This is a genomic window from Teichococcus wenyumeiae, from assembly GCF_003696345.1.
GTDB lineage: Bacteria > Pseudomonadota > Alphaproteobacteria > Acetobacterales > Acetobacteraceae > Pseudoroseomonas > Pseudoroseomonas wenyumeiae.
The window spans coordinates 1-19,136 of record NZ_RFLX01000001.1 but is presented as its reverse complement, the minus strand read 5'-3'; the positions used below and the strand labels follow the sequence as shown (position 1 = coordinate 19,136).

Here is a 19,136-nt window from a genome sequence, read left to right as displayed (position 1 = left end):
GGGGTGCCGGGGGAATTCCTTCCCCCGGCTTCCTACTCCGCCGCTTCCAGCGGCCGCATCGGCGCATAGATCCCGGGCAGCAGGCCCAGGTCATGGCATTGCAGGCCGGCGGGCCGCACCAGTCGGCATTCGTGGCGGCCGTCCTCGTGCAGCACATGCTCCACATAGCCCACTGGCTTCTCGGCGCCCGGCGCGCGGTGCTGCCAGGTGTCGCCCACGACGAAGGCGGCGGCGGGCGCCCAGATCTGCCGCAGCCCTTCCACCACGCCCCGGTCGCGCCACTGGTGCACATGGCCGGAGGCGATGAAGGCCGGCGGGCAGGCACGCAGCAGGTCCAGGATGCGGCGGCGCGGGCCGGGCTGCACGGACCAGTAGGTGATCACCTCCTCAGCCATCGCCTCCTCGCAGAGCGGCTTGTGCAGGAAGAGCGCCACGGCGCGTTCGCCGGCATCCGCCAGCGCCTCGGCCAGCATCTCCATCTGCGCCTCGGCTTCCGGCAGGCCGCTGGTGGTGATCAGCGTATCCAGGCCGATCAACCGCCAGCCGGGCACATCGAACACAAAGCGGTCGGCGCCCATGGCGTCTTCCCAACGCGCGAGGCGTTCGGCATCGGCGGGCGTGTCACCCAGGCCGGGGTCGTTGCCGACATCGTGGTTGCCGGGGATGGCCAGCCAGGGCAGGCCCATGGCATCCAGCTTGCGGCGGGCGAAGCGCAGGTCGTCCCCCGCCAGTTCGCCATGCGCCGAGACATCGCCGGTATGGACCACGAGGTCCGGCGCCGCGGCGCGCAGGTGTGCCGCCAGCGCGTCGAAATTGGCGGTGAAGCCGGGGTGCTTCTCCGACAGGTGGGTGTCGCTGATCTGGGCGATACGGAAGGGCATGGCATTCAGCTCCGGCGCGGCAGCAGCTTGCGCACGCCGTCCGCCATGTCGGCCATCGCCTGTTCCGGCGTTGCCTTGCTTTCCACGATGCGGGCCATGTTATCCACCATCACCTGCGTCACGCGCACGCTGTTGCTGCCGGGGAAGGCGTACCAGGGGATCGAGATCGGGATCTGCTTCACCGAAGCCAGGAACAGCGGATTATCGCGGTAGAAGGCGCCCAGGTACTGCGGGTCGTCGATGGAAATCTGGTTGCAGGGCAGGTAGCCGGTGGCCTTGACCATCATGGCTTGGCCCTCGGCGCTGGTGGAATAGCGCAGGAACTTCCAGGCGGCCTCGCGCTTGGCGGGGTCCTTGGCGGTCAGCATGCCGGCGGCGCCGCCGGTCGGCAGGCGGCCCTTCACCGGGTCGATCACCGGCACGCCGGTGGTGCGCAGGTCGAAGTTGCTGCCGACGGAGGAGACGGTGCCGCGCACCAGTGCCGTGGTCTGGAAGATCATGCCCAGCTTGCCGGCGGCGAAGGCCTGGCGGGCGGCCACGGCGGTCAGGTTCGGCATGCCGGCCTGCTTCACCATCCGCTCCAGCAGCTTCAGGGACTGCATGCCCTCGGGGCCGTTGAAGGCGACATCGCTTTCATCGGCATTCAGCATGGTGCCGCCATGGCCGAAGAGCAGGGCGGAGAACATCCAGTCGTCGCCGCTCCAGGTGAACCACATGCCGTCGATGCCATCGCCCAGCGCATCGATCTTGGCGGCGAGCGCCAGCACGCCTTCCCAGTCCTTGGGGAAGTTCTCCGGGTCGCCGCCGGCGCGCCTCACCAGATCCGCGTTGTAGTAGCAGACGGGATTGGAAGCGGCGTAGGCGAGGCCGGCCTGGATGCCGCCGAACTGCGACAGCGCCAGCAGGTTCGGCGTGTAGCCCAGGGCGGCCGGGTCGGCGGCCTCGGCCTTCAGCAGCGGCGTCAGGTCCTGGGCGATGCCGCGCTCGGCGAACATGCGCAGGCGCGTATAGGCCTGGTAGGAGAGGTCCGGCAGCTGGCGCGTCGCGGCTTGGCGCAGCAGGAGCTGCGCGCCTTCCTCGTAATTCGGCGTGGTGACGAAGTTGAGCCTGATGCCGGGCTCCTGCTTCGCGAAGCCTTCCACCAGCGCGTCGTAGCTGTCCTTGTAGATGAAGGGCTGCGCGTAATGGACGGTGATCTCCGTCCTGCCCTGGGCGCGGGCCAGGGCCGGCATGGCGAGGGCGGCGGGCAGGGCCAGGGCCGCGCGGCGGGTCAGCTTGGTCATGGGGATCAGCCTTTGAGACCGGTGGTGGCGATGCCTTCGACGAACCGGCGCTGGGCCAGCAGGAAGGCGATGACGAGGGGGGCCGTCATGATGACGGCGGCGGCCATCAGCGCGCCGAAGTCGTCGCCCGCCTCGTCGGAGCGGAAGAACATGACGCCGAGGGCCGGCGTGGCATGGCTGCCGCCATTGACGACGATCAGCGGCCAGAACAGGTCGTTCCAGTGCGCGACAACGGAGAAGATGGCGAAGGCGGTGGCGGCGGGCCAGGCATTGGGCAGCACGACGCGCCAGACGATGGCCATCTCGCTGAAGCCATCCAGCCGTGCCGCGTGGATCAGGTCGTCCGGCAGCGACTTGAAGAACTGGCGGAACAGGAAGATGGCGAAGGCGGAAATGGTGAAGGGCGCGATCAACGCGGTATAGGTGTTCAGCAGCTCCATCTCGCTGAAGGCGACATAGAGCGGCAGCGCCTGCACCTGCGGCGGCACCAGCAGCCCCAGCATCACCGCACCGAAGGCGAGTTCCTTGCCCGGGAAGCGCAGCTTCGCCAGCGCATAGCCGGCGGGAATGGCGAAGAGCAGCTGGAAGAACAGGATGCCGCCGCAGACCACGATGCCGTTCCACAGGTAATGGAAGACCGGGATGCGCGCGAAGACCTTGCCGTAGTTCTCGATGCCGTGGAACCGCTCGGGAAAGAGCGAGAGGGAAGCACGGAAGATCTCGTCCAGCGGCTTCACGCTGGCGGCGGCCATCCAGATATAGGGCATCAGCATCAGCAGCCCGGCGAGGGCCAGCAGCAGCAGGCGCGGGAGGTCCTGCCGCAGAGGGATCGCGCGCTCAGCCATAATGCACCCGCTTGTCGAGAACCCGGGTCTGCAGCCACATCAGCGCCAGCACGATGGCCAGGAAGACCAGCGTGATCGCCGCCGCATAGCCCAGGCGGAAATAAGAGAAGCCTTCCTCGTAGATGCTGAAGAGCAGCACGTCGGAAGCCTTGTTGGGCCCGCCCTGGGTCAGCACCGCCACGGTGTCGAAGACGCGCACGGCGCGGATCATGGTGATGGTCAGCACAAAGAGCGTGGTCGGCCCCAGCATCGGCCAGGTGACCAGCCGGAAGCGCTCCCAGCCGCTGCCCGCGCCATCCACCTCGGCGGCGGCGTAAAGCTCGCGCGGGATGGCGGTCAGCCCCGCCAGGAAGAGCACCAGGTTGAAGCCGAGATTCTCCCAGATGCCGATGGCGGCGAGGGACAGCAGCACGGTGGAACTGGAGGACAGCCATTCCGGCCCCGCCATGCCGAGCATGCGCAGCATGGCGTTCAGCGGCCCGATGGTGGGATGCAGCAGGTATTGCCAGGCGGCGGCCATGGCCACCGTCAGCGACACCACCGGCAGGAAGAACACAGCGCGGAAGAAGGTGCGGCCGCGCGTGCCGGCCTCGATCAGCAATGCCAGCAGCAGCGCGCCGGCGATGGAACCCGGCGTGACGAGGCCGACATAGACCACCGTGTTGCGCAGCGAGGTCATGAAGCCCGCGTCGCGCAGCAATTCGGCGAAGTTGTCGAAGCCGACCCAGGAAATGGCCGCGGCGCCCAGCTCGTAATCGGTGAAGGCCAGCGCCACGGTGGCCAGCGTCGGCAGCAGCAGCATCAGCAGATAAGCGGCCGCCGCCGGGGCGGAGAGCAGCCAGGCCGTCGCGGCCTCTCCCCAACCGGCGGCGCGGCGGGTGGCGAGCGCGGCCTCAGACAAGGGCGGCCTCCGCCGATAAGGCGGTGGCGCCGATGCGGCGGCCCTCAGGGCCGAAGAGCAGCGCCCGGGTGGTGTCGAATTGCAGGTGGAAGAGGCTGCCGCTGGTGGGCAGGTCGGCGCGCATCTCGGGCGGCAGGCGCAGCACCAGGGCAGTGCCGCTGGCCTCGTGCCGCGCATGCAGCAGCAGGCTTTCGCCGAGGAATTCCAGCGCCTCGGCCCGCGCGGGCAGGCCGGTGCCGGCGGGCAGCAGGTCCTCCGGGCGGATGGCCAGCGTCAGCGGGCCGGGGCGGGCGCCCCAGAGGCCGACGGGGTGTCCCGCCACGCGCACCATGCCATCGGTGCCGGTCTCGGCCGGCAGCGTGTTGATGCGGGGGGAGCCGATGAAGGTCGCCACGCGCAGGTCCTGCGGGTCGGCATAGATGGCCTCGGGCGTCGCCACCTGCAGCAACTCGCCGCCCTGCATCACCGCCACGCGGTCGGCCATGGTCAGGGCCTCCGACTGGTCGTGCGTGACATAGAGGGTGGCGGCGCCGGCCTGGCGGTGGATCTCCACGATCTCCCGCCGCGTCTGCACGCGCAGGCTGGCATCGAGGTTGGAGAGCGGCTCGTCCATCAGGAAGGCTTTGGGGCGGCGCACGATGGCGCGGGCCAGCGCCACGCGCTGCCGCTGCCCGCCGGAAAGCTGCGCCGGGCGGCGGTCCAGCAGCGCGCGCAGGCCCAGCGCCTCGGCGGCGCGGCGCACATCCTGGTCCATCAGGTATTGGGCATCGGCGGTGCCGCGCAGTAGCCCGCCCAGCAGCGGCAGCCGCTGCCAGGCGTTCAGCCGGCGCAGCGCCAGGGGCACGCGGATATTCTCGGCCACCGTCAGATGCGGATAGAGGGCGTAGGACTGGAAGACCATGGCCACGTCGCGCTCGCCGGGGCGCCGGTGGGTCACGTCGCCGGCGCCGATCATGATCCGGCCGCTGTCGGGCTGCTCGATCCCGGCGACGATGCGCATCAGCGTGGACTTGCCGCAGCCAGAAGGCCCGACGAGTGCCACGAATTCCCCGGCCGCCACGTCGAGCGAGACGCCGCGCAGCACCTGTGTGGCGCCGAAGCGCTTGGTGACCGCTTGGATACGGATGCCGCTCACGCGCTTTGAACCCCCTCGGTTATCGGCGATCCGGGGGTGATACCGCCGGTATGTGACGGCTTGGTTTGGCTCCGATGACGGTTGCGTGGCGAAGAAAAGTCGATTTCGCGCCCTGGAGGGCGGCCATGGAATCACAAACGCGGTCCCCCGGCTTGACCTTGGCCCCTCCGCTGTGCCTCTCCTGCGCGCCTTCTAGTGAGTTGGAGAATCCATTTGAGCGACCAAACCCGCCCGATGAGCCGCCAGGACCTGATCGACGCCGTGGCCACCGCCACCAGCCTGCCCAAGACTCAGGCCGATGCGGCGCTGAAGGCCGTGCTGGCCAGCCTGGGCGATGCGCTGGGCGAAGGCCGTGAGGTCCGTCTGGCCGGCTTCGGCTCCTTCGCCGTCAGCGAGCGCGCCGCCCGCAAGGGCCGCAACCCCGCCACCGGCGAGGAAGTGGAGATCGCGGCCAGCAAGTCCGTGAAGTTCAAGCCCGCCAAGGACCTGAAGGCCCGCCTGGGCTGAAGGGCGGCCCACCAGGGCCACCGAGGTAAAAAAGGCTCCGGGGAGTGATCCCCGGAGCCTTCTTCGTTCAGGCATTGTCTGTGGGCCAGTTCAGCCCGGCCTGCCTACCGGCCGGCGTTGTGGCGCCGGCGGGGTCGTCTCAGGCCGCGCGAACCTGCGCGGAGGACGAAACGATCCAGGCCTGGGCCGTCGTGGCCACGGTCAAACAATGAGACACCGGATCACCTCCTTTCAGTTGTTGCTGCGATGTTCCCGAGATGGGCAAGCCGCCGCGCCGCAACAAGGGGTCCGGCCTGGCGTTGGCATCTTTTTCGGCCCTGCCTGGCAGGCCGCAGTTCAGCGTGAAGAGCGCAGGCCGCATGACCACCACGCCCATCGACACCGAGGAAAGGGCCAGGGCCCGCGCCGCCTGGCGGATCTTTTCCGTCACCAGCCTGGGTGTGCTGCTCTGCTTCATCAACAGCAGCACGCTGAACGTGGCGCTGCCCGCCGTGACCCAGGCGCTGGGCGCCAGCCCGACGGAGGCAAGCTGGATCCTGCTCTCCTACATGCTGGTCAACACCGTGCTGATCCTGGTCTTCGGCCGGCTGGCGGACCTGGTGGGGCGGCGGGCGCTGTATCTGGCGGGGCTGGCGGTCTTCACCCTGGGCAGCCTCGGCTGCGGCCTGTCCTTCAGCCCGGAGATGTTGATCCTCTTCCGCGTGGTGCAGGCGGCGGGGGGTGCCGCCATCATCACCAATACCACCGCCCTGCTGACCGATGCCTTTCCGCCCCGCCTGCTGGGCACCGGGCTGGGGCTGAATGCCTCCATGGCCGCCTGTTCCCAGGTGCTGGGGCCGCTGGTGGGCGGCGCCATGGTGGCGGGCTTCGGTTGGCGGGCGGTGTTCCTGTTCAATATCCCGCTCGGCCTCATCGCCCTGGTCTGGGCCGCGCTGACGCTGCGGCGGCTGGAAAGCAAGGGCACGGGCGAGCGCTTCGACCTGCTGGGCGGCCTGCTCTCGCTGCTGCTGCTGGGCGGGCTGGCGCTGACGCTCTCGCTGGGCGGTTCCTGGGGCTGGGGGCATCCGCTGGTGGTCTTCAGCATGGGCGTCGCGGCGGCCGCCTTTCCGGCCTTCCTGCTGACCCAGGCGGTGCGGCCGGACCCGCTGGTGGACCTGCGGCTGTTCTCGGACCGGGACCGCAGCATCGGCTATGCCTCCGTGCTGCTGCTGCCGGCGGCGCAGACGGCCTTTATCCTGCTGGTGGCGCTGTTCCTGCAGGCGGCGCAGGGGAAGGGGCCGCTGGAGGCCGGCGCGCAGGTCAGCGTCACGGCGCTGGGCATGATGATCGCGGCGCCCCTGGCCGGGCGGCTGCTGCGGCACATGCCTGCGGCGGTACTGACGCGCATCGGCCTGGGCCTGGCCAGTGCCGGCACCGCCGGGCTGGCCGCCACCATCGGCCCCGCCATGCCGCCGCTGCTGCTGATGCTCTGGATGCTGCTGATGGGCCTCGGCACCGGCCTGTTCATGACGCCCAATACCAGCGCCATCATGACCAGCGTGCCGCCGGCGCGGCGCGGCATCGCCAATGGCGTGCGCTCCATGCTGCAGAACAGTGGCGGGCTGCTGGGCACGGCGCTGGCGCTGAGCATCGTCACCGCGCCGCTCTCCCCCGCCAGCCGGCAGGCGGTCTATTCCGGGCGGCTGGCGGGTTTTTCGGCGGCGGAGATGGCGGCGCTGCTGGGTGGCTATCGTGCCGCGCTCTGGGTGCTCTGCGGCTTCTGCCTGCTGGCGCTGGCGCTCAGCACGCTGCGCGGCCGCCGCCGGGCCTGACGGCGCCGCTGTTACCAGCCTGCGCCTTGGGCGTTCACGGCCAGCGATCTTCGGGCCATACCCGGGGCGGCAGCAGGAGGCAGCAGCATGGCAGGCAGGGAAGGGACCGCGACGGGCGGCGAGGTCGTCGCGATCGATATCGGCGGCACGCATGCGCGCTTCGCCCTGGCGCGGCTGGAGGACGGGCATGTCGCGGCGCTGGAGGATGTGGTGGTGCTGCGCACCGCCGAGCATGACGGGCTGCCCGCCGCCTGGCGCGCCTTCGCCGCGCAACTGGGCCGGCCGCTGCCGCATCGCGCCGCGCTGGCCGTGGCCTGCCCGGTGGATACCGGCGTGCTGAAGCTGACCAACAATCCCTGGACCATCCACCCTGGCACGCTCGGCGCCGAGCTGGGGCTGGAGCAATGCCTGCTGCTGAACGATTTCGGCGCCGTCGGCCATGCGGTGGCGCAGCTTGATGCCATGCACCTGCCGCCCGCCGCCGGGCCGGAAGGGCCGCTGCCGGAGCATGGCGTGGTCAGCATCGTCGGCGCCGGCACCGGCCTGGGCGTGGCCATGGTGCTGCGCCGTCCCGGTGGCGGCTACACGGTGGTGGAGACCGAGGGCGGCCATGTCGGCTTCACCCCGGCCGATGACTTCGAGGACCGGCTGCTGCACCGGCTGCGCGCCCGCCATGGCCGCGTCTCGGCCGAGCGCGTGGTTTCCGGCCCCGGCCTGCTGGCGATCTACGAGGTGCTGGCGGAGGCGGAAGGCCGCCCTGTCACCGCCAGCGGCGACCGTGAGATCTGGGAAAGCGCCCTGGCCGGCGGGGATGACCTAGCGGTGGCGGCGCTGGACCGCTTCTGCCAGTGCCTTGGCACCGTGGCGGGGGATCTGGCGCTGGCGCATGGGGCCAATGCCGTGGTGGTGGCCGGCGGGCTGGCGCCTCGCATCCTGCCCCGGCTGCCGCAGAGTGGCTTCGCCGCCCGCTTCGCCGCCAAGGGGCGTTTCGAGGCGCGGATGCGCGGCATTCCCGTGCGGGTGATGACGCATCCGCAGCCCGGGCTCTTCGGCGCGGCGGCGGCACTGGCGGCCGCCGGCTAATTTTTTCGGGCATTTGCAACGAATTGGGCTTTGCTGCGTTGATGCCCTGGCTTGCGGGGGGAACCGCCGGCAGAGAGATCCTTGGCGGAGTACAAAGCCGATGCAGAGCCTCACCACCCGCCGCCTGCTGCTGCAGGGGGCTGCTGGCCTTGCCATCGCCGCCGCGCTGCCGGGCCTGCCTGCCAGGGCGCAAGGGCGCCGCATCGTCGTTTCCTCGAAGCTGGATACGGAAGGCGCGCTGCTGGGTGAGATGATCGCTCAGGTGCTGGAGGCAAAGGGTGTCGGCGTGGAGCGCAAGCTGCAGCTCGGCCCCACGCGCATCGTGCGCGGCGCGCTGCTGGCCGGCGAGATCGACATCTATCCCGAATATACCGGCAACGGCGCCTTCTTCTTCAACATCGAGAGTGACCCCGCCTGGCGCCAGCCCGCCGCCGCCTATGACAAGATCCGCACGCTGGATGCCGAGAAGAACAAGGTGGTCTGGCTGAAGCCCGCCAGCGCCAACAATACCTGGGCCATCGCGATGCGGGCCGATGCCGCGCCATCCGGCCAGAAGCTGGAAAGCCTGGAAGACCTGGCGCGCCTGCTGGGCACCGATTTCAGGAACCGCTTCAAGCTGGCCGCTTCCGCCGAATTCGTGGAAAGCCCGGCGGCGTTGCCCGCCTTCCAGTCCACCTATGGCTTCAAGCTGGAACCCGCCAACCTGCTGGTGCTGGCCGGCGGCGACACCGCCGTGACCATGCGCGCGGCGGCCGAGAAGATGAACGGCGTCAACGCCGCCATGGTTTATGGCACCGATGGCGCCATCGCCGCGCTGGACCTGAAGGTGCTGGCCGACCCCAAGGGGGCGCAGATGGTCTACCAGCCCGCGCCCACGCTGCGCGGGGAAGTGGCCGCCGCGCATCCGCAACTGGGCGAATGGCTGAACCCGGTTTTCGACTCGCTGACGCTGACCGGCCTGCAAGGGCTGAACAGCAAGATCGTGGTGGAAGGCCAGAACCCGCGCGAGGTCGCCAAGGCGCATCTGCACGGGCTCGGCATCGGCTGAACCAGACATGGCCGAGGCCCGGTCCCGGTTGTTGACCGACGCTGCGGCCACGCCATCGCCCGCCGTCGCCATTCCGCGCGAAGCCACGGCCGCCGCGCTGCTGGCGGCGCTGGCGGCGGTGCTGCCCTTCCTGCTGGGCTGGCTCTCCGTGGCGCCGAACCGGCTGGTCTCCCCCCGCCCGGTGGCCCTGCCAATGGCGGCGGCGGCGCTGCCGCTGGGGCTCTTTCTGCTCTGCTGCCTGGGCGTGGCGCTGCTGGCACGGCGGCGGGCGCTGCTGCCCTGGGCCGAGGCGGTGGCGGGCCTCGCCCTGCTGGCCCTGCTGGCGACGCTGGGCCTGGGGGCCGGGGCGGCGCTGGAAGGCGCCTCCCGCCTCGCGCGCGTGGCGCCGGGGGCGGGGGTCTGGTTCTCGGCCCTGGCCTTGCTGCTGGCGGGAGGCTGCTGCGCCGCCGGCCGCGGCAGGATGGCCGATGCCACGCCCACGCGCTTCCTGGCCGTGGCGCTGCCCGGGCTGGCGCTGCTGGTGGCCTCCGGCCTGCTGGACCCGCTTTCCCTGCTGAAGGAAGCCGCGCAGCGCGGGCCGGAACTGCGCCTGGCCTTGCTGCGCCATGCGGTTCTGGCGGCGGGGGCGCTGACCCTGGCGGCGGCGGTGGCGGTGCCGCTGTCCCTGCTGGCGCTGCGGCGCCCCCGGCTGGAAGCCGCGCTGATGACGCTGGCCAATGGCTTGCAGGTGGTGCCCTCCATCGCGCTGTTTGGCCTGCTGATGGCGCCGCTGGCCGGGCTGGCGGCGATGTGGCCGCCGCTACGCGCGGCGGGCATCGGCGGCATCGGCGCGGCGCCGGCGGTGATCGGCATCGCCGCCTATCTGTTGCTGCCCCTGGCCGCCGGCATGCTGGCCGGGCTGCGGCAGGCGCCGCCGGAGCTGATCGACGCCGCGCGCGGCCAGGGCATGAATGAACGCGCCATCCTGCGCCACCTGCGCGTGCCCCTGGGCCTGGGCGCCATGCTGGGCGGGCTGCGGGTGGCTGCCGTGCAGGCGGTGGGGCTGGCCACGCTGGCGGCGCTGGTGGGCGCGGGCGGGCTGGGCGCCATCGTCTTCCAGGGCATCGGGCAATTGGCGGCGGACCTGATCCTGCTGGGCGTGCTGCCGGTGGTGGCGCTTTCCCTCTGCGTCGATGCGCTGCTGGCGGCGGCGCAGCGCCTGCTGATGCCGCCGGGGACAAGGGCATGATCCGCTTCGACGCCGTCACCAAGCGCTATGGCCCCCGCGCGGCGGTGGATGCCGTCAGCCTGGAGGTGCGGGCGCGGCGCATCTGCGTGCTGCTGGGCGAATCGGGCTCCGGCAAGTCGACGCTGATGCGCATGGTCAACCGACTGGTGGAGCCCGATTCGGGGCGCATCATGCTGGATGGACGCGACATCGCGGGCGTGCCGCCGGAGGCGCTGCGGCATGGCATCGGCTACGTGATCCAGTCCGTCGGCCTGTTTCCGCATTGGCGGGTGGCGCAGAACGTGGCCACCGTGCCCCGCCTGCTGGGCTGGGAGGATGCGCGCGTCGCCGCCCGCGTCGATGCGCTGCTGGACCTGGTGGGCCTGCCGCCGGACCGCTTCCGCGACCGCCTGCCGCACGAGCTTTCAGGCGGGCAGGCGCAGCGGGTGGGGCTGGCCCGGGCCCTGGCCGCCGACCCACCGGTGCTGCTGATGGACGAGCCTTTCTCCGCCCTCGACCCCGGCATCCGGCGCGAATTGCAGGGGGCGCTGCGCGACATCCATGCCGGGACGGACAAGACCATCCTCTTCGTCACCCATGACGTGGAGGAAGCCCTGTTGCTGGCCGATGAGCTGGCGGTGATGCAGGACGGCCGCCTGATCGCCCATGGCCGCCCGGGCGAGGTGCTGGCCCGCGATGCCGGCCCGGCGGTGCGGCACCTCTTCGGCGAGCAGACCCTGGCCTTCCACCGCCTCGGCACGCTGCCCGCCGCCGGGGCCGCGCGCCCGGGCGAGGCCGCTGCCGCGCCGCTGCTGCCGGAAGGCGCCACGCTGAAGCAGGCGCTGATGCTGATGCTGGAACATGGCACCGACCAACTGGCCATGCCCGGCGGCGGCGCGCTGCATCTGTCCGATATCCTGGCGGCGGCATGAGGCTCTCCCGCCGCGCGGCCGGGGTGCTGGCGCAGGCCCTGGCCTTCCTGCTGGCGCTCTGGGCCGCGCCGCATCTGGGCTGGCTCTGGGGCGGGCTGTTTCCCGAGGTGCAGCGCCCGGTCTGGGACCAGCGCAACTGGTTCGCGCTGCTGGGCTCGCACCTGCTGCTCTCGCTGGGGGCCGCGGCGGTGGCGGCGGTGCTGGGGCTGGCGGGCGGGATCCTGGCCACGCGCCAGAGCGGCCGGCGGCTGCGGCCGCTGCTGGATGCGCTGTTTTCCCTGGCGCAGGCGGTGCCGCCCATCGCGGTGATCGCCCTGGCCCTGCCGGCGCTGGGCTTCGGCGCCGCGCCGACGCTGCTGGCCCTGGTGCTCTATGCCTGCCTGCCCGTGCTGCGCGGTGCCGTGGCGGGCCTGGACGGCGTGCCGCCGGGCGTGCTGGACGCCGCCCGCGGCATCGGCATGGGCCCCTGGCGCGGGCTGACGCAAATCGAAATGCCGCTGGCGCTGCCGGTGGTGCTGTCCTCGCTGCGGCTGGCGGTGGTGCTCTCCATCGCCACGGCGGCGGTGGGGGCCATGGCGGGGGCGGAATGCCTGGGCACGCCCATCGTGGTCGGGCTGGCCAACAACAACGGCGCCTATGTGCTGCAGGGCGGGCTCTTCACCGCCTGGCTGGCGCTGCTGGCGGACCGTGCCCTGGCGCTGCTGCTGCCGGCGCGGCGCTGAGGCGCCTCAGGGCTCCACGCGCTGCCCGTCCCAGGCGAAGACCTGGCCACTGTCCTCCGGCCGCAGCCCTTCCAGCACCGCCAGCAGCCGCTCGGCGGCGAAGGCGGGGGTGAAGAGCCTGCCCTCCGCCACATTGGCCTGGAAGGGGGCGCTGAGTGGCGTATCCACCGTGCCGGGATGCAGGCCAACGCAGAGCGCCTCGGGCTTCCGCCGCCCCAGCTCGATGGCCAGATTGCGCAACAGCATGTTCAGCGCGGCCTTGGAGGCGCGATAGGCGTGCCAGCCGCCCAGCCGGTTGTCGCCAATGCTGCCGACGCGGGCGGAGAGTGCGGCGAAGGCGCTCTTGCCCTCCGCCGGCAGCAGCGGCAGCAGGTGCTTGGCCAACAGCGCCGGGCCCACGGCATTGACGGCATAGGCGCGCAGCAGCGTGGCGGCATCCATCGCGCGCCAGCTTTTCTCCGGCTGCTGGCCGGCATCGTGCAGCAGGCTGGTGGCGCAGATCGCCAGTCGCAGCGGAGGGCCGCCGTCTAGGGTCGCAACAGCGCGGGCGATGCTCTGCTCATCCTCCAGGTCGATCTGCCCGGCGCGGCGGGACCAGCCCGTCACCCGCGCGAAGCGGCCGCAGGCCTCCAGTTCCGCCAGCAGCGCCGCACCGATGCCGCCGGAGGCACCGACCACCAGCGCCTGCCCGCCGGGCGGGAAGCTTTCCAGCCGTGTCAGCCCAGCGCCTTGCACAGCGCCTCCCCGGCGCCGGGGGCAGCGACGATCATCGGCTTGCGCCAGTTCCGCAGGTCCGGGTCGGCATCGGTGGTGAAGCGGTCCAGCGGCACCCAGCCGCCCGGGTCGCGCATGAAGGCCTCGCCGCCGGTGGCCTGCACCAGGGCCAGCCCGCCGGCGATATCCCAGACATTGGGCTTCTCGAACTGCGCCACCTCCATCAGCCCGGCGGCGACAAAGGCGCATTCGATGGCGGCGGAGCCGGTGCGGCGCGGCTCCCATTGCTGCGGGGAACGGTGGGAGGCATCGCGGAAGCCGCCCAGCCGGCGCTTCACCTCCGGGTTGCGGCGGGGGGTGACGGGTTCCTCGTCGAACATCAGCGGCCCGCCCTGGATGCAGTGGTAAACCCCCGCCCGCAGCTTGTGGGAGGAGGCGCACCACAGCGCCCCGGCAATCGGCACCCCGTCCTTCACCACGCCAATGGAGCCGCAGAAAAGCGGAAAACCATTGATGAAATTGGCGGTGCCATCCACCGGGTCGATGGCCCAGGTGATGCCGCCGGGGGTGGTGGGCGGGTTGGCGAATTCCTCGCCCAGGATCTGGTGGTCGGGGAAGCGGGCCTCGATCTCGGCCCGCAGCGCGGCTTCCACCGCCCGGTCCACCTCGGAAACCGGGTCCTTCAGGCTGTGCTCGGTCTCAGCGGTCGGCTTGTAATGCACCTCCAGCGGGCGGCCGAGCGCCTCGGCCATGCCTTCCCCTGCCAACCGCGCCAGCCGCAGGGCCAGGGCGCCGATGGCATCGAGGTCGGGGGCGGCGGTGGTCGGTGCATTCATCGGGCGGAACCCTTCTTCGGTGCGGCGAGGCAGGCGGGCGGGATCAGGACATGCAGCGGCTCCGGCTCCAGCCGCAGGTGCAGTTTGGCGGGGCCGGACCAGTCCAATGGCGTGTCGTCCAGGCGGATATGGCCGCCGGGCCAGTCGATGGTGACGGCGGCGCCCTGGCGGATCTCCACCGGCGGCGGGCCGGCGCCGGGATTGTCCAGCCATTCCAGCATCAGCGCGCGGCGGGCCGGCGGCAGCGTCACCACATCCAGCAGCCCGTCGCCAGGATCGGCCCCGGGGGCCAGTACCAGGTTGGGGCCGAAGAGGGGGATGTTCATCACCTCCACCAGCAGGGTCTCCTCGTTCCGCTCCTCCCCATCCACGGTCAGCCGCACCTTGCGCGGGCTGGCCTCGGCCAGGGTGCGGCGGAAGGCGGCGCGGCCGGCCTCCACGCCTTCCTTGCCGGTGCGGTCGGCATGTTCCACCGCATGGGCGAAGGCGCCGAAGCCCATGGCTTCCACGAAGCGGCGTCGGGCGAAGGGCTTGTCGCCCTCGGCGGCCTCGGCCACCGCCACATTGAGGCGGGTGCGCGCGGCTTCGGCCCAGCCCTCGGCGAATTCACGCGGGGATGGCCAGGGACCCAGGGCGCGGGAGAGGTTGTTGGCGGTGCCCAGGGGCAGCACGGCCAGCGGGATGTCGCGATGCGGCATTCCGGTGGCAATCCGGCCCACCGTGCCATCCCCACCTGCCACCAGGACCAGCCCGGCGGGAAGGGAAAAGCCCTCGCGCAGGGTATCTCCCTTAGGGTCGCGTAGTTCCACCTGCAGGCCATGGGCGCGCAGCAACGCGAGCAGATCCTCCTGCCGGTGGCCTTCGTCGCCGGCGGAAGGGTTGTGGAACAGGACTGTTTTCATGCCCGGGTAACGCCCGGGTGCAATTCGCGTTCCAGGCCGGCGGCGATGAAATACCGGGAAAAGAAAGGCGGATGGTGCCGGGTGAGGGGATCGAACCCCCGACCTTCGGTTTACAAAACCGCTGCACTACCGCTGTGCTAACCCGGCCGCGCTGCTCCTAAAGCATCTTCGGCAGCCGTATTCAACCGCGGCCTGAGGCGAAATCCGCCAAGCCGGCGGCCGGCAGCTCCAGAGGCCGCAACATCAGCGCGCTGGCCAGTCCCCAGCCGCCATTGATCACCAGATTCGCCCACCAGCCCGGCGAGGCCAGCGTCAGTGGTGGCAGCGGCAGGACGGCAGAAAGGGCGGAAAGCCCCAGAACTCCAAAGATCACGCCCAGCAGCAGGTCCGGCAGCGGCAGGAAGCGGAGCAGCAGGCCCAGCACCATGCCGGCCAGCCCACCGGCCAGCACCAGCACGAAGAATTCCGGCGCCCCACCCCATTCCGGCATCGGCGCCATGTTGAAGCCCTGCGACGGCACGGCGGCGAAGAGGCGGAAGAGCAGAAAGGTGGCGCCCTGATGGATAACGGCCATGGCGGCCGCCCCCACCCAGAAGCCGCCTTGCAGCGCGCGGGCCACCAGCGCCGGCAGCGCCCGCAGCAGCAGCGAGGCCAGAACCGCCACCGCCGCGCCCAGGGCCGCGACCTCGCCCAGGCGGGCCGGGTCGATCCCCAGCAGGGGATCGTCGGTCACCGCCGTTCCGGCGCCGAACCGGGCGGCGACCAGCAAGGCCGCCGCCAGAAGCGCGCCCCCCGCCGCGACCCGCAGCAGGGAACGAATCAGCCGCACAGGATCAGGCTGCGCGTTCGGCCGCGCATTCCTTCAGGGCTTCAGCGAGGATGTCCATGCCCTCGTTGATCAGCGAATCGGCAGCCGTCAGCGGCACCAGGAAGCGGATGACGTTGCCGCGCACGCCGCAGGAGAGCAGCACCAGGCCCTTCTCGCCGGCGCGGGCCACCAGGGCCTTGGCCAGGTCGGGGTCCGGACGGTCGGCGTCGCCGCCGGCCACCAGCTCCATGGCCACCATGGCGCCGAGCGCGCGGATGTCGCCGATCACGCCCTTCAGGCTGTTGGTGTCCTGCATCTGCTTGATGCGGCTCACCATCAGGTCGCCGATCTCATTGGCGCGGGCGCAGAGGTTCTCTTCCTCGATGATGTCCAGCACGGCATTGCCGGCGGCGCAGGCCAGCGGGTTGCCGCCATAGGTGCCGCCCAGGCCGCCAGGGCCAGGGGCGTCCATGATCTCGGCCTTGCCGGTGACGGCAGACAGCGGGAAGCCGCCGGCGAGGGACTTCGCCATGGTCATCAGGTCGGGCTCGACGCCGGAATGCTCGATGCCGAACATCTTGCCGGTGCGGGCGAAGCCGGTCTGCACCTCGTCCACGATCATGACGATGCCATGCTCGTCACAGATGCGGCGCATGCCCTGCAGCAGCTCGGCCTGGGCGATGTAGAAGCCGCCCTCGCCCTGCACGGGCTCGATGATCATGGCGGCGATGCGCTTCGGGTCCACATCGGCGCGGAACATCACTTCCAGCGCTTCCAGCGTCTCCGCCACTTCCTTGCCGTGATAGGTCACGGGGAAGGGCAGGTGGTAGATCTCGCCCGGCATGGTGCCGAAGCCGACCTTGTAGGGAACGACCTTGCCGGTCAGCGCCATGCCCATCAGCGTGCGGCCATGGAAGGCGCCGGAGAAGGCGATGACGCCGTTGCGGCCGGTATGGGCGCGGGCGATCTTGACGGCGTTCTCGATCGCCTCGGCGCCTGTGGTCAGGAAGATGGTCTTGCGCGGGCCGCGGGTGGGGACCACCGCGTTCAGCCGCTCCGCCAGGCGGACATAGCCCTCGTAGGGCATCACCTGGATGCAGGTGTGGCTGAAATTGTCGAGCTGCGCGGCGACGGCGGCCTTCACCTTGGGGTGCAGGTGGCCGGTGTTCAGCACCGCGATGCCGGCGGCGAAGTCGATGTAGCGCTTGCCCTCGACATCGGTGATCTCGGCATTCTCGGCCTTGGCGGCGAAGACGGGCATTTGCACGCCCAGGCCGCGCGGCAGGGCCGCCTGGCGCCGCTCATGCAGAGCCTTGTTCTTGTCAGCCGCAGTCACGCTCATGAAACAACTCCCGGATCACCGAATCGAGGCCGGGACGATGCGCCGGCCCTTTCTCCGGAGCAAGAGGAAGCATGCAGGTTCCGGCACCGGTCTCGCTGCCGGAATGGGTCAGCCGATCCCTGCCTGGAGCGCGCCGTGAGAAAGCCGCGTGCGGAGAGCAACTGAGCAAGATGGGCGCCGGAGGCGCTGGCCGCCCGCGTGGCGAAGCACGCCGCACCCGGCCCGCCCAGTCACACCGCGCCTCAGGCGTTGCCGGCGACGCCATAGGTGCTGGCATTGGTGGCCCGCACCACGGCGGCGAAGAGCCGCAGCGCATCCGGGCCGCCCTGGTCCAGCAGCGCGCCGCCTTCCATCTCGCGCGCCAGCAGCTCGGCATGCGCGGCCAGGGTCTCGGCGGCGCGTTCCAGTGCCTGGCGGGAAAGGGTGATCTGCATGCTGTCGGACAGCTCGTGCCAGTCGGCGGGGCGCATCGTGTCGGTATCCTGTTGCTGCGCCGTTTTGGCAGAATCGCCGCACCGGGGCGGCTGTCGCAGGATTACCGACAAGGCTTGAGAAAGGGTGAACGGCCCCTTGGCGGACCGTTCACCAGTTTGTCAGCTTTCGTCAGCCTGACCTTCACGCGCCAGCTCGTAGAGCGCGGCGGTGGCGGCGGCGGAGACGTTCAGGCTTTCCATCGCCGGCAGGATCGGCAGGCGCACCAGCTCGTCGCAGGTCTCGCGCTGCAGGCGGCGCAGGCCGGTATCCTCGGCGCCCAGCACCAGCGCCACGCGGCGGTCGCGCGGGCAGGCCTGCGCCAGGGTCCGCTTGGCCTCGCCGGCCAGGCCCATCACCCAGTAGCCGTGCTTCTGCAGCGTCTGGATGGTGCGCGAGAGATTCACCTCCCGCACCACCGGCACGGTTTCCAGGGCGCCGGAGGCGGTGCGGGCCAGGGCCGCCGTCTCGGGCGGGGCATTGCGGTCCTGCATCACCACCGCCGCCACGCCGAAGGCCGCGGCGGAGCGCAGGATGGCGCCGACATTGCGTGGGTCCGTCACCTGGTCCAGCAGCAGCACCGGGCCGGCGGAGGCGGCGATGGCATCCTCCAGGTCGGCGGAGGGCAAGGGATCGGCCAGCAGGGCGACGCCCTGGTGCACGGCATCCTCGGTCAGGAAGGTCTGGAAGCGGTTCTTCTCCACCCGCTCCGCTTGGACGCGCCAGGGGCGGGGCAGGCGCTCGGCCAGCGTTTCCTCGGCATCGGTGGTGGCCAGCAGGCGGCGGACGCGGCGCTTCGGGTTGGCCAGCGCGGCGGCGACCGCGTGCATCCCGTAGAGCCAGAGTGAGCCGGAAGGCGCCGCCATCGAGGCATCGCGCCCCAGGCGGGCCGCTTCGGCCTCTCCGGCGGCGGCATTGCTGGCGCGGCGGGCCTGGGCCCGGGGCGATTCGGCATAGGGGCGCTCGCCCCGGTGGTCGCGGCCACGGCGCTCGGGCGCACCGGAATGCTCCGCCTGCGGGCGGGTGTCGATCTCGCGGGGAGGGCGGCGGTCGGCGGGGCGGGAGCCCGGGCGCTCATCGCGCTCACGCGGCGGCCGGCCAGGGGAGGAGGAGCCGGGGGAAGAGGGGAAAGAACTGCCGGGACGGCGAGGGGGTCGGGACATGAGCGCATCCTCCGCATCCAGGCAGGCGGGGCAAGCGCCATGATTCGATGGTTCCTGCGCATTATTGCATCACGGGACGTTGACAGGAGTGGGGGAAAGCGGATAGTCCGCCGGCTCCCGCCGACCGGGGTCAGGCGGAGGGGTGCCCGAGTGGCTAAAGGGGGCGGACTGTAAATCCGCTGGCGCACGCCTACGTTGGTTCGAATCCAACCCCCTCCATAACCGGTCGGTCTTCGCGGACTGGCCTGGGCTTCTACCCCGGTGGGAGGTGCCACCTGCATCCGGTGCGGACATCGGCCGCACCGGACGCGGTGCGGGTGTAGCTCAATGGTAGAGCCCCAGCCTTCCAAGCTGGTTGTGCGGGTTCGATTCCCGTCACCCGCTCCAAACCTGGAGCAGGTGATTGGAAGTGGGCCGATTTGCGCCATATGAGGCGCTGACCGACTGACCGACAGGGTGACGGACGATGGCGAAGGCTAAGTTTGAGCGGAACAAGCCGCACTGCAACATTGGCACGATCGGGCATGTGGACCATGGCAAGACGT

General features: G+C 71.0%; 19 protein-coding genes and 3 tRNA genes. 9 read left to right on the top strand and 13 right to left on the bottom strand.

Translation table 11 applies throughout. The features are described 5' to 3' along the window. Positions 1 to 32: 32 nt before the first annotated feature. From EBE87_RS00110 to EBE87_RS00090, 5 genes are read right to left on the bottom strand one after another with little or no spacing between them, the layout of a single operon-like run. On the bottom strand, positions 33 to 881 hold the full coding sequence (locus tag EBE87_RS00110) for a metallophosphoesterase family protein (protein ID WP_120640217.1): 849 nt from the start codon (positions 879 to 881) through the stop codon (positions 33 to 35). 5 nt (positions 882 to 886) lie between these two features. After that, complete coding sequence (locus EBE87_RS00105) at positions 887 to 2,164, bottom strand: ABC transporter substrate-binding protein (RefSeq protein WP_120640216.1); 1,278 nt, start codon at positions 2,162 to 2,164, stop codon at positions 887 to 889. 5 nt (positions 2,165 to 2,169) lie between these two features. Further along, positions 2,170 to 3,009, bottom strand: a complete 840-nt coding sequence (locus EBE87_RS00100; protein ID WP_120640215.1) for a carbohydrate ABC transporter permease — start codon at positions 3,007 to 3,009, stop codon at positions 2,170 to 2,172. Further along, a complete protein-coding gene (locus EBE87_RS00095) occupies positions 3,002 to 3,910 on the bottom strand; it encodes a carbohydrate ABC transporter permease (RefSeq protein WP_199707777.1) in 909 nt (302 codons plus the stop codon). The genes EBE87_RS00100 and EBE87_RS00095 overlap by 8 nt, the downstream gene beginning before the upstream one ends. Next, entirely contained in the window at positions 3,903 to 5,045 is a 1,143-nt protein-coding gene (locus tag EBE87_RS00090; RefSeq protein ID WP_120640214.1) for an ABC transporter ATP-binding protein, read from the bottom strand. The genes EBE87_RS00095 and EBE87_RS00090 overlap by 8 nt, the downstream gene beginning before the upstream one ends. A gap of 234 nt (positions 5,046 to 5,279) precedes the next feature. Between EBE87_RS00090 and EBE87_RS00085 the strand changes: the two genes are divergently transcribed. The 7 genes from EBE87_RS00085 (at position 5,280) to EBE87_RS00055 (ending at position 12,355) form a co-directional block, all read left to right on the top strand. After that, positions 5,280 to 5,552, top strand: a complete 273-nt coding sequence (locus tag EBE87_RS00085) for an HU family DNA-binding protein (protein WP_120640213.1) — start codon at positions 5,280 to 5,282, stop codon at positions 5,550 to 5,552. Positions 5,553 to 5,911: 359 nt separating this feature from the next. Then, entirely contained in the window at positions 5,912 to 7,363 is a 1,452-nt protein-coding gene (locus EBE87_RS00080) for an MFS transporter (protein WP_158601013.1), read from the top strand. A gap of 87 nt (positions 7,364 to 7,450) precedes the next feature. Continuing rightward, on the top strand, positions 7,451 to 8,446 hold the full coding sequence (glk, locus tag EBE87_RS00075; RefSeq protein WP_120640211.1) for a glucokinase: 996 nt from the start codon (positions 7,451 to 7,453) through the stop codon (positions 8,444 to 8,446). Between the two features lie 100 nt (positions 8,447 to 8,546). Continuing rightward, positions 8,547 to 9,494, top strand: a complete 948-nt coding sequence (osmF, locus tag EBE87_RS00070) for a glycine betaine ABC transporter substrate-binding protein OsmF (RefSeq protein WP_120640210.1) — start codon at positions 8,547 to 8,549, stop codon at positions 9,492 to 9,494. 31 nt (positions 9,495 to 9,525) lie between these two features. Beyond that, positions 9,526 to 10,722, top strand: coding sequence for an ABC transporter permease (locus tag EBE87_RS00065; protein WP_233559993.1), 1,197 nt, complete (start codon positions 9,526 to 9,528; stop codon positions 10,720 to 10,722). Beyond that, complete coding sequence (locus EBE87_RS00060) at positions 10,719 to 11,633, top strand: ABC transporter ATP-binding protein (protein ID WP_122139802.1); 915 nt, start codon at positions 10,719 to 10,721, stop codon at positions 11,631 to 11,633. The genes EBE87_RS00065 and EBE87_RS00060 overlap by 4 nt, the downstream gene beginning before the upstream one ends. After that, entirely contained in the window at positions 11,630 to 12,355 is a 726-nt protein-coding gene (locus EBE87_RS00055) for an ABC transporter permease (protein WP_120640622.1), read from the top strand. The genes EBE87_RS00060 and EBE87_RS00055 overlap by 4 nt, the downstream gene beginning before the upstream one ends. A gap of 6 nt (positions 12,356 to 12,361) precedes the next feature. On the opposite strand, the gene EBE87_RS00050 is transcribed toward EBE87_RS00055, so the two are convergent. The 8 genes from EBE87_RS00050 to rlmB form a co-directional block, all read right to left on the bottom strand. Then, complete coding sequence (locus tag EBE87_RS00050; protein ID WP_233553440.1) at positions 12,362 to 13,090, bottom strand: SDR family NAD(P)-dependent oxidoreductase; 729 nt, start codon at positions 13,088 to 13,090, stop codon at positions 12,362 to 12,364. Further along, entirely contained in the window at positions 13,072 to 13,905 is an 834-nt protein-coding gene (locus EBE87_RS00045) for an inositol monophosphatase family protein (RefSeq protein ID WP_120640621.1), read from the bottom strand. The genes EBE87_RS00050 and EBE87_RS00045 overlap by 19 nt, the downstream gene beginning before the upstream one ends. Then, positions 13,902 to 14,807: a diacylglycerol/lipid kinase family protein gene (locus tag EBE87_RS00040; RefSeq protein WP_120640620.1), complete on the bottom strand. Its 906-nt coding sequence runs from the start codon at positions 14,805 to 14,807 to the stop codon at positions 13,902 to 13,904. Before EBE87_RS00040 ends, EBE87_RS00045 begins: the two co-directional genes overlap by 4 nt. 72 nt (positions 14,808 to 14,879) lie before the next feature. Then, positions 14,880 to 14,954 (bottom strand) — tRNA-Thr (locus tag EBE87_RS00035). A 34-nt stretch (positions 14,955 to 14,988) separates the two neighbouring features. Next, on the bottom strand, positions 14,989 to 15,636 hold the full coding sequence (locus tag EBE87_RS00030; RefSeq protein WP_120640619.1) for a hypothetical protein: 648 nt from the start codon (positions 15,634 to 15,636) through the stop codon (positions 14,989 to 14,991). Between the two features lie 4 nt (positions 15,637 to 15,640). Then, positions 15,641 to 16,957, bottom strand: a complete 1,317-nt coding sequence (gene gabT / locus EBE87_RS00025; RefSeq protein WP_120640618.1) for a 4-aminobutyrate--2-oxoglutarate transaminase — start codon at positions 16,955 to 16,957, stop codon at positions 15,641 to 15,643. A gap of 242 nt (positions 16,958 to 17,199) precedes the next feature. After that, entirely contained in the window at positions 17,200 to 17,427 is a 228-nt protein-coding gene (locus EBE87_RS00020; RefSeq protein WP_120640617.1) for a hypothetical protein, read from the bottom strand. 123 nt (positions 17,428 to 17,550) lie between these two features. Next, positions 17,551 to 18,591: a 23S rRNA (guanosine(2251)-2'-O)-methyltransferase RlmB gene (rlmB, locus tag EBE87_RS00015; protein WP_233553439.1), complete on the bottom strand. Its 1,041-nt coding sequence runs from the start codon at positions 18,589 to 18,591 to the stop codon at positions 17,551 to 17,553. A 136-nt stretch (positions 18,592 to 18,727) separates the two neighbouring features. Here rlmB and EBE87_RS00010 point away from each other — a divergent pair. Next, positions 18,728 to 18,810, top strand: a tRNA-Tyr gene (locus EBE87_RS00010). Between the two features lie 94 nt (positions 18,811 to 18,904). Then, positions 18,905 to 18,978 (top strand) — tRNA-Gly (locus EBE87_RS00005). The last annotated feature ends 158 nt before the right edge of the window (positions 18,979 to 19,136 follow it).